Source organism: Flavobacterium sp. CR10 (assembly GCF_055814415.1).
Genome location: NZ_CP185985.1, coordinates 2,080,999 through 2,100,443 on the forward strand (window position 1 = coordinate 2,080,999; position 19,445 = coordinate 2,100,443).

19 protein-coding genes and 1 pseudogene are annotated in these 19,445 nt (G+C 34.0%); 15 read left to right on the forward strand and 5 right to left on the reverse strand.

All coding sequences use genetic code 11. The annotated features are described in order from the left end of the window. Nucleotides 1-6 precede the first annotated feature (6 nt). On the forward strand, nucleotides 7-591 hold the full coding sequence (locus ACNRYB_RS09350; RefSeq protein WP_473729888.1) for a hypothetical protein: 585 nt from the start codon (nucleotides 7-9) through the stop codon (nucleotides 589-591). A 97-nt stretch (nucleotides 592-688) separates the two neighbouring features. Here the strand turns inward: ACNRYB_RS09350 and ACNRYB_RS09355 are convergent, their stop codons facing one another. The 4 genes from ACNRYB_RS09355 to ACNRYB_RS09370 form a co-directional block, all read right to left on the reverse strand. Continuing rightward, nucleotides 689-1,936, reverse strand: coding sequence for a relaxase/mobilization nuclease domain-containing protein (locus ACNRYB_RS09355; RefSeq protein ID WP_473729889.1), 1,248 nt, complete (start codon nucleotides 1,934-1,936; stop codon nucleotides 689-691). Beyond that, complete coding sequence (locus ACNRYB_RS09360) at nucleotides 1,924-2,280, reverse strand: plasmid mobilization protein (protein ID WP_473729890.1); 357 nt, start codon at nucleotides 2,278-2,280, stop codon at nucleotides 1,924-1,926. Before ACNRYB_RS09360 ends, ACNRYB_RS09355 begins: the two co-directional genes overlap by 13 nt. Nucleotides 2,281-2,723: 443 nt before the next feature. Beyond that, complete coding sequence (locus tag ACNRYB_RS09365; protein WP_473729891.1) at nucleotides 2,724-3,005, reverse strand: hypothetical protein; 282 nt, start codon at nucleotides 3,003-3,005, stop codon at nucleotides 2,724-2,726. Nucleotides 3,006-3,098: 93 nt separating this feature from the next. Continuing rightward, the gene (locus ACNRYB_RS09370; protein WP_473729892.1) at nucleotides 3,099-3,521 is read right to left on the reverse strand and encodes a helix-turn-helix domain-containing protein; all 423 of its coding nucleotides are present in this window, start codon (nucleotides 3,519-3,521) and stop codon (nucleotides 3,099-3,101) included. 173 nt (nucleotides 3,522-3,694) lie between these two features. Between ACNRYB_RS09370 and ACNRYB_RS09375 the strand changes: the two genes are divergently transcribed. The 9 genes from ACNRYB_RS09375 to ACNRYB_RS09415 all read left to right on the forward strand — a co-directional run bounded on the left by ACNRYB_RS09375 (nucleotide 3,695) and on the right by ACNRYB_RS09415 (nucleotide 12,029). Beyond that, the gene (locus tag ACNRYB_RS09375; RefSeq protein WP_473729893.1) at nucleotides 3,695-4,552 is read left to right on the forward strand and encodes a hypothetical protein; all 858 of its coding nucleotides are present in this window, start codon (nucleotides 3,695-3,697) and stop codon (nucleotides 4,550-4,552) included. Between the two features lie 13 nt (nucleotides 4,553-4,565). Continuing rightward, entirely contained in the window at nucleotides 4,566-4,904 is a 339-nt protein-coding gene (locus tag ACNRYB_RS09380) for a hypothetical protein (RefSeq protein WP_473729894.1), read from the forward strand. Between the two features lie 28 nt (nucleotides 4,905-4,932). Beyond that, nucleotides 4,933-5,250 carry a hypothetical protein gene (locus ACNRYB_RS09385; RefSeq protein ID WP_406845375.1) on the forward strand — a complete coding sequence of 106 codons (318 nt, stop codon included), beginning with the start codon at nucleotides 4,933-4,935 and terminating at the stop codon, nucleotides 5,248-5,250. Between the two features lie 380 nt (nucleotides 5,251-5,630). Beyond that, nucleotides 5,631-6,194 carry a hypothetical protein gene (locus ACNRYB_RS09390; protein ID WP_473729895.1) on the forward strand — a complete coding sequence of 188 codons (564 nt, stop codon included), beginning with the start codon at nucleotides 5,631-5,633 and terminating at the stop codon, nucleotides 6,192-6,194. Nucleotides 6,195-6,198: 4 nt separating this feature from the next. Further along, on the forward strand, nucleotides 6,199-7,869 hold the full coding sequence (locus tag ACNRYB_RS09395) for an RNA-dependent RNA polymerase family protein (protein ID WP_473729896.1): 1,671 nt from the start codon (nucleotides 6,199-6,201) through the stop codon (nucleotides 7,867-7,869). Nucleotides 7,870-8,048: 179 nt separating this feature from the next. Then, entirely contained in the window at nucleotides 8,049-8,966 is a 918-nt protein-coding gene (locus ACNRYB_RS09400) for a tyrosine-type recombinase/integrase (protein ID WP_473729897.1), read from the forward strand. Between the two features lie 10 nt (nucleotides 8,967-8,976). Beyond that, complete coding sequence (locus ACNRYB_RS09405; protein ID WP_473729898.1) at nucleotides 8,977-9,849, forward strand: tyrosine-type recombinase/integrase; 873 nt, start codon at nucleotides 8,977-8,979, stop codon at nucleotides 9,847-9,849. 90 nt (nucleotides 9,850-9,939) lie between these two features. After that, entirely contained in the window at nucleotides 9,940-11,190 is a 1,251-nt protein-coding gene (locus tag ACNRYB_RS09410) for an AAA family ATPase (protein ID WP_473729899.1), read from the forward strand. Between the two features lie 5 nt (nucleotides 11,191-11,195). Next, nucleotides 11,196-12,029, forward strand: a complete 834-nt coding sequence (locus tag ACNRYB_RS09415; protein ID WP_473729900.1) for an HNH endonuclease family protein — start codon at nucleotides 11,196-11,198, stop codon at nucleotides 12,027-12,029. A gap of 141 nt (nucleotides 12,030-12,170) precedes the next feature. On the opposite strand, the gene ACNRYB_RS09420 is transcribed toward ACNRYB_RS09415, so the two are convergent. After that, entirely contained in the window at nucleotides 12,171-12,950 is a 780-nt protein-coding gene (locus tag ACNRYB_RS09420; RefSeq protein WP_473729901.1) for a hypothetical protein, read from the reverse strand. Between the two features lie 519 nt (nucleotides 12,951-13,469). Between ACNRYB_RS09420 and ACNRYB_RS09425 the strand changes: the two genes are divergently transcribed. From ACNRYB_RS09425 to ACNRYB_RS09445, 5 genes and pseudogenes are all read left to right on the forward strand, one after another. Next, nucleotides 13,470-14,384: a PIN domain-containing protein gene (locus ACNRYB_RS09425; RefSeq protein ID WP_473729902.1), complete on the forward strand. Its 915-nt coding sequence runs from the start codon at nucleotides 13,470-13,472 to the stop codon at nucleotides 14,382-14,384. Continuing rightward, complete coding sequence (locus ACNRYB_RS09430; RefSeq protein ID WP_473729903.1) at nucleotides 14,371-17,370, forward strand: hypothetical protein; 3,000 nt, start codon at nucleotides 14,371-14,373, stop codon at nucleotides 17,368-17,370. The genes ACNRYB_RS09425 and ACNRYB_RS09430 overlap by 14 nt, the downstream gene beginning before the upstream one ends. 174 nt (nucleotides 17,371-17,544) lie before the next feature. Then, nucleotides 17,545-18,342, forward strand: a pseudogene (locus ACNRYB_RS09435) (RHS repeat-associated core domain-containing protein); the annotation flags it as partial. Continuing rightward, a complete protein-coding gene (locus ACNRYB_RS09440) occupies nucleotides 18,308-18,859 on the forward strand; it encodes a hypothetical protein (protein WP_473729904.1) in 552 nt (183 codons plus the stop codon). The pseudogene ACNRYB_RS09435 and the gene ACNRYB_RS09440, both read left to right, overlap by 35 nt. Further along, entirely contained in the window at nucleotides 18,856-19,371 is a 516-nt protein-coding gene (locus ACNRYB_RS09445; RefSeq protein WP_347053517.1) for a hypothetical protein, read from the forward strand. Before ACNRYB_RS09440 ends, ACNRYB_RS09445 begins: the two co-directional genes overlap by 4 nt. Nucleotides 19,372-19,445: the final 74 nt, after the last annotated feature.

Genomic DNA, 19,445 nt, shown 5'->3' on the forward strand with positions numbered 1-19,445 from the left:
AAAAGCATGAATAAGACACTTTTACTTTTGTTTCTTTTGGTTGCTATTGGATGTAGTAAAAAAGAAAATAATGATTTTAGAATTTTGGCTAAGTGTGACAAGATTATAATACAGGATACAGTGAATAACAAAAAAATTCACTTTTTAATCTCCTTTTATAATCCAAGTGAAAGAGAAGCAATGATTTTTGCTAACTCTTATGGAGTATCTAATAAAGATAAAAAAAATGAATTTGCAGGAGTATGTTTAAAAATTAATAGTTCGGATGTTCCAGTTTCACAGCCAAATTCCTCAACAGTTTTTTATATAAAGCCAAAGGACACAATAAAAATGTTTTTTACTTATAACCAAAAGTATCAAAATGAAGAATTGAATTTTGATGACTCAAAGTCTTTTAAAAATCAATTAGAAAAAATAAATTTATACTATAGATATAATAAAAGTCTAATGGATAGTATTTTATCAATAGACAAAAATGTAAAATCAAATATAGTGACACCTATTTCTAATTTTGATATTGATAAAAAAAAGTCATTAATAGAATATAGAAAACAGATCACGATAGAAGATATTAATAAATTGATAAATTAAATATGAATGGTTCCTAATCAAAAATGAAATAAAATGATTTGGGAAGTATGAACTAATATTAGATAAGTTAAGGGTGCAATTTGCACCCTTAACTTTTTTATATCCGTCTACTATGTAATCGCTTTTTCTTTTTTTGTTTAAACTGTTTCGAAACATAGTCATTTATTTTTTCGCCACGAAGCAAGATGTCTGCAAGATTTTCTTTTGCAAACTCTCCTGATTCAAGATTTTGAAGGTTTTCAGAGGTAGTTAAAAGACTATTTTGATATTTTCTTTCAAATGCAAGAATTTGCATGACACAGCTTTCTTGAATCCCTTTTGCACTGAATTCTTTTCCCAGACTGCTTCCGTTGAAAACGGATCGGGTTTTGTGGTCAACATAGGTTATTCCATAAAGCTGTCCTTCCCTGCTTTTTCTTAATATCATATGAATGCTTTCTTGTTCCAAAATCTTGGATAATTTTTCGGGAGAAAATATGTCTTCGTGAAAGAAAGCCAGCTTTATAGCATTTTTTACATATTTTTTGTAAGACTCTTTCTCTGCGTCATTAGACTTAAACTTTCCTTGCAGAAATTTTAAGGTAGGTCTGCTGTAAAATTCGCTGGCTTTTATCGGCACGCCAATAGGTTTTGAATTCTGGTCAAGTATCTTATATAGCAGTCCATTATTTTTAAAAACTCTCGATTCCTCGCTTCCTCTGTCAGCATGAACATTATAGAGGTTTAAAACCGCGTTGAGTTCAGGCAGGCTCGAATATTTGTAATTAAACAACACCTGATTTAAAACTGAATTTAGAGCCTTTTTGGACTCTGCTTTTCCGTATTCGACTCTGCCGAAATCTATCGGATTTAACGAAAATTGCTCTTTCTGTTTTCTTCCTTCGGCTTTTACAAGACCGAACATTTCTTCAATTTCTTTTCGGGCGGGTTCTGATTTTCTGATCCCTAATAAATGCAGGTCAATTCTTTTCCCATCTCTCTGAATATTGTTTGTTACTATATGGCAATGGGGATGTCCTGCATCGTGATGTTGATACACAAGATAAGGCTGTCTGCCGAATCCTAGTTTTTCCATATAAGTGTCTGCAATTTCAGCCAGCTTTTCTTTCGAATGGTTCTCCGAGGGATCAAAGTTGAGCGAGATATGCACTGTGTTTCGTTTCACATTGGTATTGAGTTCTGCCAGTTTTAGAAAGCGGTTTAATTTTGAAGCGAAACTCAGTTTTTCCAGTTCAAGCGGATAATTCACAGCACTGATGCATTCCGCTTTTCCGATCTCAACTTTATTTTCGTTGTAATTCAGAATGCCTCTTATGGACGAGCTTGTTTTTATCACTGCAACCATTTTTCTGCTATTTTCTGGGTGTGGCCTGAGACCTCGTCCATTTTATCAAAAAGTTTTTTTCTTTGGATCTCGAACAGATAAAGATGCCCTTTAAAATCAGGAACTGTTTTGAAGGTGTTTATCTTTCTGGCAATCTGATTGATATTATTGCCGATTGCCCGTAATTCGGAAGTAAGTACGGCTGTCTCTTCCATCAGTTCGTCTAAAGACTGGTTTCTGTAGGTGGCGACAATGGGTTTGTTGAATAAGTGGCTTCTGATGTGGTCGCTTAATTTTCGGCAGGTGCTTGCTCTGAATCTTTTTTCAAGTTCGGCATACTCCAAAGGAGTGAATCGCAGTCCCACGATTCGTGTTCTGTTTGAATTTTCTCTTTTCATCATCTTTCATTTTCATTGTTATCAAACTCTTTGCTTTTAAGTTTCTCCACCGCCGAGTTCCGAGGCAATAGGTGGCAAGATAGCCGGTTGTTAAACAACCGTTCATCTTGCTGATCACAGGAACGAGGTGATCTTTGGAGATTTTTAAAAGCAGGCTTCTAATTTAGGAAAAATATTTATATGTATCATGCGTAAAATATGGTCATGATGGCCGTAGGCTGTTACATCAATAAATACTTAAAAAAAGAAAAAGGGAAAAAAGAAAGCAGTCTGCAATTGGACAATAAGACAGTTGAAGTGCTATAAGTCCCGAAGGGTGGCTTTTTGGAGGAACGAGAAAAAGTCATTATGCGCACTTCTCTGGCTGTGTCCAATAACTTGCTTTGCTTTTTTTTCTTTTAGAAGGGGGCTTAGAAAGAAAGCAGTGCAAAATCGCTTTTTGGGTTATCGATCAGCGATACGCTCTCATTTAATTCGTTAGAAGAGATGAATTCCAGCACATAATTTTCAGCTTCTTTTTTCCTGTCTGGATCAGTTGAAAATGTATTGAGGTAGAAATCTTCGTTTTCGTCTTTGATATGGATTATTTCAGTGTAGCCTTTTGCGATTAAAGTGCCTTTAAGCTTTAACACCTTAGCCTCACTGCTTCTGTCAATTTCCTTTTTAATTCTAAGATGTACAGTTTTATTCATGATTTGTGCATTTTGGTATTTCACAGGGTATTGGAAAACAAAAAAAGAGACTCGAAAGCCTCTTTTTGGAATTAATATATCTTTTATAAAAGCTTATTTGGCTTTTAGAAGTTTTTCCAAATATTCGACTTTGTCTTTTTCGGCTTGAACCAAACGTTCATATAGTTTGATCTGCTGTTCATGGGCTTCTATTAGTTTATCTAATGGATTGAATGAACAGTGATTAGAATACGGTGCATTAACAATACCACCAGTAATGTCGTTATCGTATATATTGTTGAAATAATTAATTACACCTTCATCAGAAAAATTTTTAATTGCTTCCACGCTCACGTCTAAAGCTTTTGCCACCTGCATTAATTTTTCATCATCAATAGTTTCGCTGTTTTCCAAAATAGAAACAGCCTGCTGGTTTGTTCCCATAGCCTGCGCCAATGCTTCCTGCTTCATGTCTTTCAGTTCACGGATACGGCTGATCTTGCGCCCCATGTGGTTTGGTTTTGTTAGTGTGCTCATAGCTCAAAGGTAATAATTAAGAATAAAAAAGCCAGATTTATGTATGATACATATTTTCTCATGTACGGTACGGAACAATTTGATAGCGTACCATACGGTTAATCGCTTACTTGCCAGTGTGTTTAGCAAAAATACAATTTTTCAGACAAGTATTAACTAAAATGAGTAAAATTATGAAAGCAATCCAAAACACCGCATCCGATTTAATTTATCGAGTTATTTCACAGAACATCGATCCGATAGGCATTTACTGTTTTGCAGAGAAGAAAAGCAGTTATACTTTTAATGAGCCTTTTCAGAAGCCCGTCCAGAAAGAAAAGCATGTCCATCTTTATCTGCTGGTTATAGCGGAAGAGTTTGAGGATAATATCGGCAATGACCTCACCGATAAAATAAAGAGCAGATCAAGAGGACAGATCACGGTAACCATTCTCATGCACAGCCTGAGAAACATCGTCAAATTATATGGAGACCAGCAGTATTTCTTCTGGAATATTTTTAAGAATGCGCAGAGGATTCATATAGATGCATACAGATCGCCTATAATCTGGGCTAAGAATCCAGAAAAGAGATATGTGAAAAGCACTTCAGCATACGCGGGAGACAGAAGAAATGTTAGTGAATCGATCTGGGATCTTATCTATAATAACGACCAGTATTTTTCATATGAAGTAAGAATGTGTTCACTTCACCAGATAGTGGAACAGACCTGCCTTTCCCTTATAAGGGTATTTCTGGGATATACCCCAAATCACTTCTCACTGGGCTACTTATTTGAGCTGTGCGAATACTTCACAAGCTTGACTTCGGAATATTTTCCCCGAAACAGCAGTGATGAAAAAAACATGTTCAAGATTTTGAAAAAGAATCCAAACACGCTTCGTTTCAGCAGATGCAATAGTTATGGTTACGATTACTATGGAATAATGGAAGGCAGATGCCGTGATTTTATGAAAGAAGGGGAAGCCATGATCCAGAAGGAACTTGAGAGGCTTGAGGGAATCCATCAGCAGGAAGTTTTATCTGCATAAAAAAAATGAAGTTATGGAAACCGATAAAATCAAAAAACTGGAAGGCATCAGGGCGTTAAGCGGAAAACTGCTTAATGCCCTGAAAAAAGCAGAGGCTAAAAGGGGCATGTATAATGCAGAGATCAGGGTTTATGGCTATTGCGAACTTGGTTCTGTTGTCAGAAACCTGATGAAGCTGTGCATTATCGCTTTAGATCACGACAGCCCAGAAGTTCCGCCTACAATCGAAAACCAATACATTGATGTTGGGCTAATACTGGGAATTGCTCTTCAGCTGTTTCCAGTTGACGAATTTGAATTTTTAAATGAGATTACGGATCTGTTTTCAGAAAATAAAGAAGAAACAGAATAGCCAACATAAAGTTTTAATATTTAATATTATGGAAACTGACAAAATAAAAACACTGGAAGAATTTAAAGATTTTGCATCCTATCATTTTAAACTGCTCAAACCTGCTCAGGACAAAGAGGGGGAATCAATACGTGAGATAAGATTTTATGGTTATGCAGATATGACTTGTCTCGGAGTGAATCTGATTAGAATGTGCCTGAATGTTGTTTATTCGGATGAACTGGATAACAGGGAGATTTATATAGGTTCTGTTCTGGAGCTTGCCCTTCAGCTGATTCCAAGCGCAGAAATAGAAGTTCTGGATGAAATCTACAGAATGCTTGATAAGAGGAATGAAGATAAATGAACACTGGCTTTCCAAATAGTGCCCGAACCGTTTTCATGGACATATTATGTCCATGAGATTGGGAAAAAAGCATAGTATCTTTACCGAATAAAAAACTACGTTCTACGGCTTTCACAGGTATATTTTACCTTTGAAAAAGAAAATAATATCAATTATCTTTACATGATCCTGCCCAAATTTTGGGCAGGATGCGCATTGAAATCTGGTTTATCTTTGCAGTAGAAATCTATTTATAGATTTCTATTCTCATAAATGGCTGTCCCTGTCACAGACGGCCTTTAAAATTAACGCCCATACCGCACTTCCGCCTGAAAGATTATTTCAGGCAGGGCATCGCTGTGCTTATAACAGCGCAGAAATCAATTAAAAAATTAAAGCATATGGAAAGTTTAGAATCACTTTTCCGTTCATTTGAGACTGGCATCAGAAGCGCAAAGGCCTTAAAGCCCAAAGCGTACCTGAAAAGCATCGGACTGGAATATTCAGACCTGAGAATAGGCTTTAATTCGGGACAGTTCCACCACCGCAAGACCCTTAAATCTAAAGAAAGGTTTGTGGAGCTTGGAGTAATAACCAAGAGTGATGCAGGAGTGCGGGATGATTCTCTGACAGCCTATACCGTCTTCGGGCGCTACGGGCTTATATTTCCCCTGCTGGACAGAGAGAACGAGATTGTGAACTATTTTGCGCTCCGTTTTGATCTGGACAGTCCCAAGGAGGAATATTTAAACCAGAAAGGAATCTATCCTGCATATCCTCATCCGCTTACCAGAAAGCTCTATCTGGCACCGACTGTTATTGACTGCGCCAGCCTGATGCAGAGCAGAATACTGGATCAGAGGGAAGCGGTCATTGCGCTTCATGACGGGGAACTGCTCGATGAGCATATTGAAATTATCAAATCATTGAATGAACTGGAATCAATAGTAATCTTTAAGCGGTGAGAAAATGGAGAAGATCAGATTACAAATGCAGGAGGCAAGACCAGATGTTCCCCTTTCAATAGTGGAACTTCCCGAGGGGCACAGTCTGAATGACATGTGGGTCAATTATGGAGCGGAAGGGATATCGAATCTTTTAAAAAGCGCAAAAACGGAAAAAGCAGGCGAAGGACTGCAGATTGTAAACGGCTACAAAATCAGCTACAAAGGCCTCTCGGGGACTTTCTTTGTTCTGGGAAATCTGCCGATGGACTTGGGAAATCTCAGGATTTCGCTTCAGATTGTGGAATACAATACCAACAGAAAACACAGGCTTAAAATCGACCTGTTCGATTTTTCAGGCGTTCAGAGCCAGTGCACGGACTTATCCGAAAAGCAGGGTTTTGATTATGACAGCCTTGAAAAGGATCTGGTAACGCTTACCGATCTTCTGGAACAGCACAGGGAATCGCTTTTTGAGGCTGAAATAAACCCGATGGCGGAACGTTTTGCCGAAAAAGAGCTTACGCCTCAGGCGCAGGAACATGCTGTCGCATTTCTCGCAAAACCCAGACTGCTTGAAAATATAGACAGGCTTTTGGAACAGAACGGCATTGTGGGCGAAGAAGAAAACAGGATCGTACTTTTCATCCTCGCATCCAGCTATAAAATGCCCTACCTGTTGCACGGGCTTGTTCAGGGATCAAGCGGTGAGGGAAAAAGCCACCTGATAAACGGCATTGCAGGATGCATGCCTCAGGAGGATGTGATGAATATGACACGAATTACAAGCAAATCGCTCTATCACTACAGGGAGAAGGAACTGATCAACAAGCTGATTATCATTCAGGATTTTGACGGGCTTGATGAAGAGGCGCAGTATGCCTTCAGGGAAATGCAGTCTGCCAAATTCCTAACCAGCTCCACTGTGGTTAAAGACATATTCGGCAATAACAGGGGAAAGATCAAACAGGTTCAGGCGCACTTTGCCAGCCTTACCACAACCACAAAAGCTGAGGTGTATTACGACAATATGAGCCGTTCGGTGATTTTGGGAGTGGATGAAAGCCAACAGCAGACACTGAGAATCATCAAAAAACAGAACCTGAAAACAGCAGGACAGGCAGACAGCGACAAGGAAGAACAGGCAAAACAGCTTTTAAGAAACGTGATGCGCGTGCTTAAATCCTATGAGGTCGTAAATCCCTTTGCCGATAAGCTAAGCCTTCCGCTGGAAGCCAGAATGCTCAGAAGACTGAACTCGCAGTTCCAGAACTTTGTCTGCCAGATTACAATTCTCCACCAGTACCAGAGAAAAACAGATTCTAAAGGCAGATTGATTACTGACAAAGCAGATATAAAATCAGCCGTAGATGTTTTCTTCAGTTCGATCATCATCAAAGTGGATGAGCTTGATAAAAGCACCCGACAGTTTTTTGAGCACCTGAAAGATTTTATAAAAAAGCAGAAAGAAGGAACATCAAAAAAGTTCACGGCAAGAGAGATCAGACAAGGGCTGAATATCAGCAAAACATCAGCTTTCCGCTATATGAACCTGCTTCAGGAGCTTGAATACATCCAGCCTGTTGAAGGCTCTTTTAACAGGGGATTTAAATTTATGATCTCCTACTGGGATGATATGGAAAAGCTTAAAAGCAGAATCCGAAAAGAACTGCACAGACAGCTTGACGAATTTTAGAGAAATCAAGGAATTAAAACTCAAAAGTGGAACACCACGGAACGCCAGCGGAACACCGAAAGCATTGAAAACACTGGCAATACGATACTGGTGTTCCGCGTTCCGCGGAATGTGCAAGCGGACACTTTTTTAAAGCAGAAGATAAACAGCAAAATCAACATTAAGAAATATAAGATCAAATGAAAAAAACGATACAGAGCAGGGAATTTCTAAGGCTCGCAGTGGCATTCGCAGGATTTGTTAAAGTAAGGAATTACAAGCAGGGAAGATCAAACCTTTATAAAAACATCATAACGGAATTTCTGATCTGGCTGGAACAGGCAGGAATCAGCAGAATCCAGAATGTGACTTCAAAAGAATCGGTGAAGTATCTTGATTATCTTTCTTCAAGGCCAAAGAAAAGAGGAAACGGCATTCTGGCTGAAAAAACAGTTAAACTTCATCTTTTTGTTCAGGGGCTTTTTCAGGTATATCTTCTTGAAAACAAGGAAATCCAGAATACCTACTATATCCCTTCCATTACTGGAGGAACTCAGAAGCCGAGAAACATTCTCACGATTGAAGAAATAAAACTGGTATACCATCATGCAGAAAATGAAATGGAAAAAGCCCTGCTTTCCATCGCCTACGGATGCGGACTGAGAAGGTCGGAGATTGCCAGCCTTGATCTGAAAGATGTGAACCTGATTAAAGGAATGCTAGTTGTCAGACAGGGAAAAGGAAACAAAAGACGTGAAGTTCCAATGAGCGATACGGTTCTGCAGTACCTGAAAAAATATGTCAGGGATGAAAGGCCTGAAAGGCTGACTGGGAGAAACCAAAATGAGGAAGCCTTTTTCATCAACAGCAGAGGCAGAAGGTCAACTGGAGAAAACCTCAATGAGATTTTAAACAAGATGATTGAGCAGACGGGAAAATTCGAGCTTGTACAGAAAGAAATCACGCTTCACTGCCTGCGCCACAGCATTGCGTATCATCTGGCAGAGAATAAGGCGGGAATTGACTTTATACGGAGTTTTCTGGGGCATACGCAGATCAATACCACCTACATTTATGCGATTCAGAACAAAAAACGCAAACCAGTGGTAAACTTTTAAAAACTATCCCATGGAAAATAAGAAACCTGATCTTGAAAATTACCTGAGAGGAATTGTAGCGGAGAAGACAGCGCAGAGCTATCTCTATACAATCAATCACTTTTTAAAGACCAATCCAAAGGCTAAGAGATACCAGTACAAAGATATAGTCAAGCATATGGATAAAGTCAGCCAGAAGCAGTCCAACGTGCAGTACCGAATCAGAATACTCTCAGCCATTAAAAAATATTACGACTATCTGGTAATGTGCGGTTATCGAAATGACCATCCATGCAGAAAGCTTAATATCAAGATTAAGGGCAACCAGACCATTCAGGTGCAGGATCTGTTCAACAGCACAGAACTGCAGCTTTTAATGGAACGTGAGAACCGCTACAAGCATCTTGATGTGAGAAACAATGTTCTGATTTCCCTTTTAATCTATCAGGGGCTTGCAAGCGATGAAATAGCAAGGCTGGCTTTAAAGGATATTGATCTTGATAATGGCACAGTTTACATTAAAGGCTCTGCCAATCTCAATAAAAGAACGCTGGAGCTTGTTCCCAAGCAGATGATACTGTTTCATAATTACATAAATGAAACACGGCCTGCCTTACTGCGCGGGAGCAGTGATAAATTCATATTGACAAAGCTTGGACAGCCTATTGTGGTGAACAGCATACATGCCATGATTGAACCGTTACGAGGATTATTCCCTGACAGGAAATTAAATCCTCAGACTATTCGAATGAGCGTAATCTGCAACTGGCTTAACGAAAAGAATATTCCATTAGAAAGAGTGCAGGAACTTGCAGGGCATAAATGGCCAGGAACGACTGAGAAATATTTTAAAGTGAACATCTCACATCAGAGGGAGCTGATAAACAGGTATTTCCCTCTATAAGGAATTAAGTAGAAAGCAATTAAATATATTAAAAATATTTACAATTAAAAAAAATAGTAAATTTGATTAATAATTTTACAATAAGAAATCATGTTTCTAAAAGAAATAAAACTTAGGAATTTTAAATGTCTTTCTGATATCAGCCTATCTTTTGAGAAGGATAAGAAGAGCAATAGAAAATGGACTTTAATTTTGGGAGAAAATGGTACAGGTAAAAGTAATATCCTAAAAGCGATAGCCTTGGTTACTTCTGGAAGTAGTGCATTGGGCGAACTTTTAGGGAATGTCGATTCTTGGATAAAATTTGGTGAAAGTAATTGCTTAATCAGTGCGGTAATAGAAACAAAAAAAGGCGAAGAGCGAAAAATTTCTCTGAAATTTGAAAGAGGCGATAATCTCTCAAAAGTTATTTCTAAAAATAAAGATTCTTTATACTTAATTGATAGCGCCATTGAGAATGCAAACAGGAATTATTTTATTGTAGCTTACGGCGCAAGCAGAAGACTGTCAAATGAAGTGTTCTCTAATTTCGAAAAAAGCAGAAGCCCGCGTTCTATGAACGTCAGAAACCTATTTGATAATTCTTCAACTTTAAATCCTTTGACGGCATGGATTATTGAGCTGGACTATCGTTCTGGTGCGCAGGGAATTAATCTCGTAAAAGATGCGTTGAAGGACTTTCTGCCTGGAATTATATTTCATTCTATAGATAAGGAGAATAAGCAGGTAATGTTTGATACAGTTGATGGATTAATTTCACTAGATCAGTTGAGCGACGGATATCAAAATATGGCTGCTTGGATAGGAGATCTGCTTTTTAGGATAACCGAAGCTTTTAGAAGCTATAATAAGCCTTTAGAGTCACGAGGTCTTTTATTGATAGATGAATTGGACCTGCATCTGCATCCTAAATGGCAGAGAAAGCTATTAGATTTTATTGGCAACAAACTGCCTAATTTTCAAGTTGTCGCAACAACCCATTCACCGCTTACTGCACAGCAGGCTGATACAGGAGAGTTATTTGCTTTAAAAAGAAATGATTCTAATATAGTTGAAATTATTCCGTTCATAGGTTCTCCGAAATCATTATTAATAAATCAATTGCTTATGACTCCTGTTTTTGGACTGGAAACGGATGAAAGTTATGAAATACAGAATGTTAAAAAGGAATACGAGGCTTTAAAATCCAAAGGAGATTCTTTAAATGAAACTGAGAAAAAAACAATGAAGATTGTTAAAAGTAAATTAAAGGATCTGCCTAAGAGAAATCTGCAGACAGCAAGCTTGAAAGAATTGGAACTGCTTGAAAAGATTGAGGAGAAATTAAAAATTAAGGCATAGTTTTTATGATATCTTTAGAACGATTAAGGACTGCTCGAGCAATAAACGCTAAGTACAGAGGTGCTGATAAACGAGAGAGAGATAAAGAATTAATGCAGGCTCGAAGAGCTTTTTTAAATGACAATACCCAGCCAATTTTATTTAAAAGTGCTTTCTGGAAAACGGCAAAGACACAGTTAAAAAAAGAAAGTTTTGGAAAATGTGCCTATTGTGAGGCAAACACTGATGTTGTAGCACATGGAGATGTCGAACATTATAGGCCAAAGAGCATTTACTGGTGGTTAGCCTACACTTATGATAATTATTTATTTGCCTGCCAGATATGTAATCAAACTTATAAAAGTGATAATTTTCCAATAATAGGGGCTAATTTATATCCTTCACCTTCAATATTTAATATTAGCACCGACGACGAAATTGATGCCCTTGCTGGAAATATTTCACCAGATCCAATTGATGTGGGGATTAATTACACTCTACAAACATATACTGAGGAACATTTTAGAGAGCAGGCATTGTTGTTAAATCCATATTTTGACAATCCGGAAACTTACTTCGCTTATGAAGTAGATGATGTTACTGAAGAGGTAAAAATTATTCCTAAAAGAAAAGAATATTCGGTTTATGTAAAAGCTGCTGAAGATTTTTATGGAATTAATCGTATAGAATTAAAAAACTTGAGATATTCCGTTTACAAAATTTTTAGGGCTTTTAAAAAGGCTCTGCTAAAATTAGATGATGCTGAAACTATAAGAGAAGTTCAAGAACAAATCGACAATATGCTTTCTAGCAAATATAATTTTGCAGGAATGAATAGATATTTCAATACGGTATTATAATTATTTAAGATGATAAACTAAAAAAAGCTCTCAGAAATGAGAGCTTTTTTATGGACTTAATGAAAATTTATTAGTAAAATAAGAGCAAGAAAAATAAATAAAGCCTAGCAAATAAAAACTCTATTTTAAGTAAATCTACATTTATAAGGATTTATCGAAAACAATTTTTTCAACTAGAATATAATCTTTATTTTTTTGCAAATCTAGTAATTCTTCAGTTGTTGGTGGGTTGTATTTTCCTTGCATAAATTTATCAATAGATTTAGTTGCCGTCGGGAGAAAGATTGTAACATCAATTGTTTGCAATGTTATTAAATTCTTTTTCGTAAAATCTTCGGTTTTATTATAGACGCCACCACTTCCTTCTACTTGATAATTAAATCCAGCTTCTATTTTTCCTTCTTTAAAAACTCTTGAAGTTAATTTGTTAACATTTACTTTCCAGACAAATTCTGCTTTGTAGCCAGCATCTTTTAACTGGCTTGAAAGTTTTAACACTTGTTGGTATAAGACCAAGTCTGTTAGGAATGATTGAGCTTCAAGAGAATAATCACGAAGCAATATTACTTCTAATAGATGCTTATTGGTTACTTTTGTGTTGAAAATGCCTAAAAACTTAGCAGATGCAACTTCTTCGCGTGTATGCATTTTTTGATATAGAATATCATCTATGGCTGTGCTAATAATAGTACTATCATCAGGCTTTGTAATCTTTAACACTTTAAGATTTTTTTCTTCTCCCGCTTTGTAATAAATTAACGAACCAATATAATCCTTCGGACTGTAATCTTCATTATATGTAATTACACTAGAATTCCTGAAATAATTTTCAGCCTTATCCATTTCCGAAGTTTGTGATATTACACGCATTTGAATCAAAAATGCTGTAATTGTAAGAATTAAAGTAATAGATTTTTTCATGTTAATTAGGTTTAACGGTTAATATTATCACAGGTAAAATATGTAATTAATCTTGAAGATAGTTTTGAAAAAAAAAAGTTTTATTTAATGCGAATTAACAATTTTTGCAGTGAATTTACACAAGTATAAATACTTGGTTTTTAGAGGGTAAGTGTTTTTTTGTTTTTTTGAAATGTAGAGGATTATAAAATTCTAAGAATTAATATTGAACGGATTAAAATAATTAGTTTGTTATAATTTTCGTTTTTCTTCAATCATCGATCAAGTTCAGATTTTTAGTTTAGGATTTTTGATAAACAAAAACTATTTTCGTAAGAATAATAAGTCTTTACATAGTTTTTTTGCAATGGATCATTTATTGTAGAGAAAAATTTTACAGACCAGTATAAGTATTAATTCTATGAAATTATTTCTTTTTAGTTTTTTTGAATGAATTTACTGTAAGTAAAAAATAGTACTATATTAGCAATATCGAAAACAAAATGGTTAATGTTTATTTAATAAAAAGATTATAACTTAATGCTAAATATCACTTTAGATACTTGTGTATGGCTACAACTTCTTCGTATAGACTTTAAAAAAGAAGATAATTATCTTGAAGAGCTTTGTTACTGGATTGAAAACGGTTATTTAAAACATATCGTACCAACAAATATTATTGATGAATGGAATAGACGTAAGATTGAGTATCAAAAAGAAATTGTAAAATACTTTCAAAAAAGAGAAAAAGAAGATATAACTTTATTTAAACACAATTCTGAATTAGCATCTACATACAACTCTGAAGAGATTGAGAAAAATGTACAAAAAAGGATTGAAAGAATTGATCTTATATTGTCATCTTATTCAGAAAAAGCACCATATGATGATTCTATTCTATTAGAATCTGGCATTAGAAATCTTCAAACAATTGTTCCAAATCACTCTAAAGACAGTTATAGAGATACTGTAAATATCTTAAGTCTCATTTATTATCTTAAAAAAAAACAATACACAAATTCAATCTTTACAACATTAAATTATAGAGATTTTTGCATTGATAGCGGACGCCGATTTGAATTGCATGAAGGTTTAAAATCTGAATTTAAGAATGCAGATTTAACTTATGAGTATTTTGGAGAAAATGCAGATTTTGGTAAAAAACTTTTTAATATTTTACGTAAAGAGCTCAAAGACTATAGCTTTCAAAGTTATTTAAAGGAGAGAAAGGAACAACAAGAATCTGCTTTACTAGAAAATAAAAAGAATACAAGCTCAACTTCTATTTCATCTCCAGATATAGATTATCTTGAAAATATAAGATATATAGATTTAATTCTTTTAAAAAAGGCACCTACTGCATTTGAGCAAGAAATAATTAAAAATTTATTAAATAGACATGAAAGTTACAAACAATACTTTCTAAATAATATAGGGAATAATGATTTGGTTTAATTTTTTAAAGAATGAAGGCTTTTTTGATCCTCAGAATAATCCTGATCCTGTTCAAGTTTCGAATGGATTTGAAATTCCCTATTGGGATTCCTTAACATACCTAGAAAAATTATCAGTTCAAATTAATGAAGGTAAAGAATTAGACCAGATAGACGAATTACTTGCCGTTATTAAAAATGTCTCTGAACATCCTAAAGATAATTTTAAGACATGGTATCGATTTATTAAAATCTTGGTAAATATTCCTAATGAAAAAATACCAGTAGAAATTTTAAATTTTATTCCTGTTTGGCTTTCGGGAAATTTTGATACGATGCTCCAAACTTCCGAGATATGCGAGAGTCTTTTACCTAAATTTTTGAATGAGGAGCCAACTCATGAAGATATTCTAAAAGCCGAAATAATTCTTGAACATCTTTTTCATGTTGAGAAGACCGAACAGATTAAAAGTAATATATACGGTGAAGGAGAAAGCTATTACTCCAGATTATATTTGTATTTTTTAGCTGAAAAGTTTGAGAAAAATGAACTTATATATAAAGTTGTTAAGTATTGTTCAAACGATTTTATTTTAAATTTAGGTAGAACTTTGAAATTTCTATTATTAGATTATCCTAATGGTATTAATTATTCAATTGTTGATGGAGATAAGAACTATGACATTACAATTTTTATTGATAGAGAAAATCTTTTGGTCAAAACAAAATTAGAAAGTATAGATGAATATAATACGGATGTTATATATAACTGGGAAGATAAAGATGAGATTTCATTAAAAAAAGAAATTATTACAATACTGAAAATCCGTGATATTATTTATAATCCGCAAAATGAAAATGTTTTTGAAAGGTTGAAATTTGCATTGACCACAGATTTAACTTCTGCTTTTGGTTTTGATAGTATTCGAAAACTGGATAGCTTACACAGTAATTCAGAAAAATTAGTTACAGTTTTTGGAATAATTTTTAGAGATTTACTTAATGAGAAAGCAAAGATAGATCCCCATGATACAATTATTTTATTAGAGCATTTTTCTAAGGATAAAAAATATAATATTGTTTTTTATAATAGAATAGCACTATATGTAATTTGCGAAAACTGGAATGTACTTAAGCCTCTATTTTGGAAATTATTAAATAAAAATGATGATATTTTTCATTTTTTTTCACGTCATGAATATCAAAAGGAGCTATTTGACTTATTACGAACAAATCAACATTTATTTACATCAGAGGAGAAATTAATATTTAAGGAAATAATTGAAAGAGGAGGTGATGAGGGAACAAATGAAAATGAAAAGCAGAAAGAATATTGGCAACTCAATTGGTATTCAGCATTAAAAGATATTAGTTTCTTTGATAAAAAATATTTGGAACTTTCAAAAGCTTTGAATTTAACAAGTGAACACTATGAAACACTTGGAGAAGTAAAAATAAGCAGTGGTTCAGTTTCTCCTCTTTCGAAAGAAGATTTGATGAGAATGACTAATTTTGAAATTGTAGATTATATTAAAACATTTCAGCCTGATAAAGGATGGAAAAGTCCAAGTATAAGAGGATTATCTGACACTTTAAAAGTTGCAGTTAGGGAAAATCCTGAAAAATTCGTACAAGAAATACATTCGTTTTTTAAAATTGAGAACATCTACATTTATAGTATTATAGATGGACTTGAAGATGCTTGGAAACAAAGAAATACGTATGATTTAGAAAAAACTCTTCAATATTTTTTATTTATTACTAAAAATGAAGAGTCACACATGCAAGAGAAAAAAAATGAGAATTTCTCGTCAGACTATAGTTTTGATTTGGTTCTAGGAGCTATTTCACATTTTCTTACTGAAGGATTAAAAAATGATAATCATGCTTTCGATAGCTACTTAATTTCAATTGTTAAAGATATTATCATAAATGTTATTAAAAGAATAGATGTAGTCAATGATTCGCAAATAAAAAATAGGGATTACGTCAGTTACTTATTTAATTCTCTTGCAGGAAAATCATTAAAGGCACTTTTAGAATATTCACTGCGTAGGGCTAGAAATCTTCCTAAGGGAGAGGATAATAAATGGGAAGCAGATGTGCAATCTATATTTGAAAGCATGTCAGATAGAGGATTTATTGAAGTTTATATTCTGCAAGGCTTGTATTTCGAACAGTTTTATTTTTTAAATAAAAGCTGGATAGTAAATCAAGTCCAAGGTCATTATAAATTAGATGAAGATAAATGGCTAGCTTTTATGGGAGGTGTTTTATTTGGGAATCCACCTTTTAATGAAGAATTGTATGGGATTTTCCATCCACATTATGAAAGAGCTATAGAAAATAATGAAAAACTATTAAGTGTACGTCACAATGGTTTAATTAGGCATCTTGCAACATTTTATTTCTGGGAATTTGAAACTTTATCAAGTGAAAGTTTACTTTTGAAATTTTTAAAAATTTGTTCAGATGATATGGTAAGTTCTTTAATTACATTTGTATGGCAACAAAAAGACTATCAAAATAGTTTATCGGAATTAGAAAAATTTAAATTTCAGACTAGCGTACTTAATCTCTGGGAGCTGTTAACTGTTAAGTATGAAAATACGTTAAAAAGAGAAGAACAAAAAAATTTAGGTTTATTATCTAAATGGATAGTATTTATTCCAGAACTCAACGAAAAATATAAGGAACTCATCTTAAAATCGTGCGGGAATATAGACAAAGGTCATTTTACCCATCAATTTTTGGAAACGCTTGTTGTTTTAAGAGTTAAAGGTAATCCAATTTTAAATGCGAAGTTAATTGCAGAAATAATTAATGCAATGAGTTTCAAAAATTATATTGACAGTATTAATCAAAAGCATATTACGGATTTAGTTTTATTTTTATTTGAGCATAATCAAACTCAGATAGCATCTGAATTTTGTAATAAGATGGCTTCAGAGAAGCAACAGTTTTTTTTAAGATATATATATGATTCTAACAATAAAATACGAAAGTAAGTTGTTTATTGAAGCATAGAAGGTCTTGCTTTTGTTGTAATATATAAAGTTTCATAATTTCTTATAAGATAATTGAATAAAATTTATTTTATAAATGACGTTCTTTATATAGAGATTTTTTGCAGGAGGGCATTCGTTGTATAGAAAAAATTTACAGACCCTTATAAGTATAAGTACAATGGCAAAGAGCTCCAAGACGAGCTGGGGCTTAACTTTTACGATTACGGGACACGTAATTATGATCCAGCAGTTGGAAGATGGATGAATATTGATCCACTTGCAGAACAAGGTCGCAGGTGGTCACCTTATAACTATGCAATGGATAATCCTGTGTATTTTATTGACCCAGATGGTATGTGGCCAGATAACCCTTTTACAGGATTAATCGATAGAGCTAAATCTGCAGTGAGAAATTACGTTGCAAATAAGGTAAGTACGGTTGTTTCCAATTTAAGAAATGAAGTAGCCCAAAAAGCTAGTGCCTTCTTAGATAAAATAACTCCCGATATTAAAATAGGTAAACCCGAAAAAGCTAGAAAAGCTTCTGGTTCTGGTGTTAGTTTTGCGACTGAAGGAGGAAAGTCAGGCGGGATGACAACAGACCAAGCGGGTAGAGAAACGAAACAAGTTGATATGAGTGCAGTTATTGGATTGACAGATGTTTATGGTCCGCCGACGACGGTACCAGGGGTAGCACCAGATGGTAGTAATCCTTTTGTCAAAACTCCAGACGGCGGAGAAGAAGTAAAATCTGAATCAACGATGAGCAAAAGTAAAGAAGGTGATTATGTAACTATTGAAACTGAAAACTCAAGAGCTGTACCCGCAATGGGAATTAATCCATCACAAGTTCAGACATTTAAAAAAGATACAATTGTAAAAAGAGGAGATATTAATAAAGTTAGGGCTAATGACGCTAAAGAAAAAAGTAAAGCTTATGATGAAGCAAAAAAGAATAATAGTAGCCGTTAGTGCTATTTTGATATTAAATTTTAGTTCTTGTAAAGACAATCAAAACGCTGAAAAAGGACGTGTCAAAAAAGAAGGTATTGTTCACAATGGTTTTAAAAATGAAACTGTTGAGTTTTATTTTGATTTTCCTGATACAGTCTATATTAATAAAGTCTATAAAGGCAATATTAATTATAAAAGTGTACTAGATACCATTACCAAAACTTTTGATGATAAGAAAAGAAGCAGGTATATACTTTACTATATGCGAAAAACAAAAGATATAAAGTATAGTGTCGATGAGCTAAAAAAAATGGAATTAGATACTTTTGGAGCAATTAACAATAAATCAATACCTATTTACGGAATAAAATTTTCAGAATTAGGAACTTATTACTTGGATGGTATTATTGATGATCATGTGACAGTTGATACATTTTCTCAAAAGTCAATAGATAAAGTTCGTTATATCGAGAATTTAGTAAGGGCGACACACAAAGTAATAGTTGTAAATGAACCCAATATTAAAAGTAAATGATAATTATATTAGAGAAGAATTTTGAATATAATCAGCGGAAAAATTTATTTTTTGTTTTATTTATAATAGCCTTTGTTTTTTTAGGAATATTAAACTCTAAATTAAATATGTTAACGTATTACGTTGCAATTATTTTGGGTATAATAATCTTGCTTTTAATTTCTCTACTATTATTAGAAAAAGGCATTGTTATAAAAGAGAAAAAAGTATTTATAGGCTATTTTCTTTTGGGTAAATTAATTGCAAAAAAAGAAGTTCTCGTTGAAGGATTTCCCATAATATCAGTACTTATCTTTAATAAAAAGAGAAACTATAATTATGTTATGCGCCCATGGGAACCAAAGCTTGCATTGGAAATGAAATCGTTTGATATAAACTTATTAAATGTAAAACATACTTTAAGAAAAAGATTATTGCGTTTAGAAAAGGAGAAAAGTTCAAACAGAGCTATTGAATTTCTAATTCATAATTCTGAATTAAAATTTGAATACTATAATCCAAAATTTGATTAGTGTTTTACATTGCGAGTTTCGTAGTGTTCAAAATAGGTGTTTTATAAAATAATAACCTAAAAAACTAAAAAAAT

Bases quoted from the DNA above. Each gene is read 5' to 3' on its own strand.
- ACNRYB_RS09350 (WP_473729888.1), top strand. From the start codon at position 7: ATGAATAAGACACTTTTACTTTTGTTTCTTTTGGTTGCTATTGGATGT.
- ACNRYB_RS09355 (WP_473729889.1), bottom strand. From the start codon at position 1,936: ATGGTTGCAGTGATAAAAACAAGCTCGTCCATAAGAGGCATTCTGAAT.
- ACNRYB_RS09365 (WP_473729891.1), bottom strand. From the start codon at position 3,005: ATGAATAAAACTGTACATCTTAGAATTAAAAAGGAAATTGACAGAAGC.
- ACNRYB_RS09370 (WP_473729892.1), bottom strand. From the start codon at position 3,521: ATGAGCACACTAACAAAACCAAACCACATGGGGCGCAAGATCAGCCGT.
- ACNRYB_RS09375 (WP_473729893.1), top strand. From the start codon at position 3,695: ATGAAAGCAATCCAAAACACCGCATCCGATTTAATTTATCGAGTTATT.
- ACNRYB_RS09380 (WP_473729894.1), top strand. From the start codon at position 4,566: ATGGAAACCGATAAAATCAAAAAACTGGAAGGCATCAGGGCGTTAAGC.
- ACNRYB_RS09385 (WP_406845375.1), top strand. From the start codon at position 4,933: ATGGAAACTGACAAAATAAAAACACTGGAAGAATTTAAAGATTTTGCA.
- ACNRYB_RS09390 (WP_473729895.1), top strand. From the start codon at position 5,631: ATGGAAAGTTTAGAATCACTTTTCCGTTCATTTGAGACTGGCATCAGA.
- ACNRYB_RS09395 (WP_473729896.1), top strand. From the start codon at position 6,199: ATGGAGAAGATCAGATTACAAATGCAGGAGGCAAGACCAGATGTTCCC.
- ACNRYB_RS09400 (WP_473729897.1), top strand. From the start codon at position 8,049: ATGAAAAAAACGATACAGAGCAGGGAATTTCTAAGGCTCGCAGTGGCA.
- ACNRYB_RS09405 (WP_473729898.1), top strand. From the start codon at position 8,977: ATGGAAAATAAGAAACCTGATCTTGAAAATTACCTGAGAGGAATTGTA.
- ACNRYB_RS09410 (WP_473729899.1), top strand. From the start codon at position 9,940: ATGTTTCTAAAAGAAATAAAACTTAGGAATTTTAAATGTCTTTCTGAT.
- ACNRYB_RS09415 (WP_473729900.1), top strand. From the start codon at position 11,196: ATGATATCTTTAGAACGATTAAGGACTGCTCGAGCAATAAACGCTAAG.
- ACNRYB_RS09420 (WP_473729901.1), bottom strand. From the start codon at position 12,950: ATGAAAAAATCTATTACTTTAATTCTTACAATTACAGCATTTTTGATT.
- ACNRYB_RS09425 (WP_473729902.1), top strand. From the start codon at position 13,470: ATGCTAAATATCACTTTAGATACTTGTGTATGGCTACAACTTCTTCGT.
- ACNRYB_RS09430 (WP_473729903.1), top strand. From the start codon at position 14,371: ATGATTTGGTTTAATTTTTTAAAGAATGAAGGCTTTTTTGATCCTCAG.
- ACNRYB_RS09440 (WP_473729904.1), top strand. From the start codon at position 18,308: ATGATGAAGCAAAAAAGAATAATAGTAGCCGTTAGTGCTATTTTGATA.
- ACNRYB_RS09445 (WP_347053517.1), top strand. From the start codon at position 18,856: ATGATAATTATATTAGAGAAGAATTTTGAATATAATCAGCGGAAAAAT.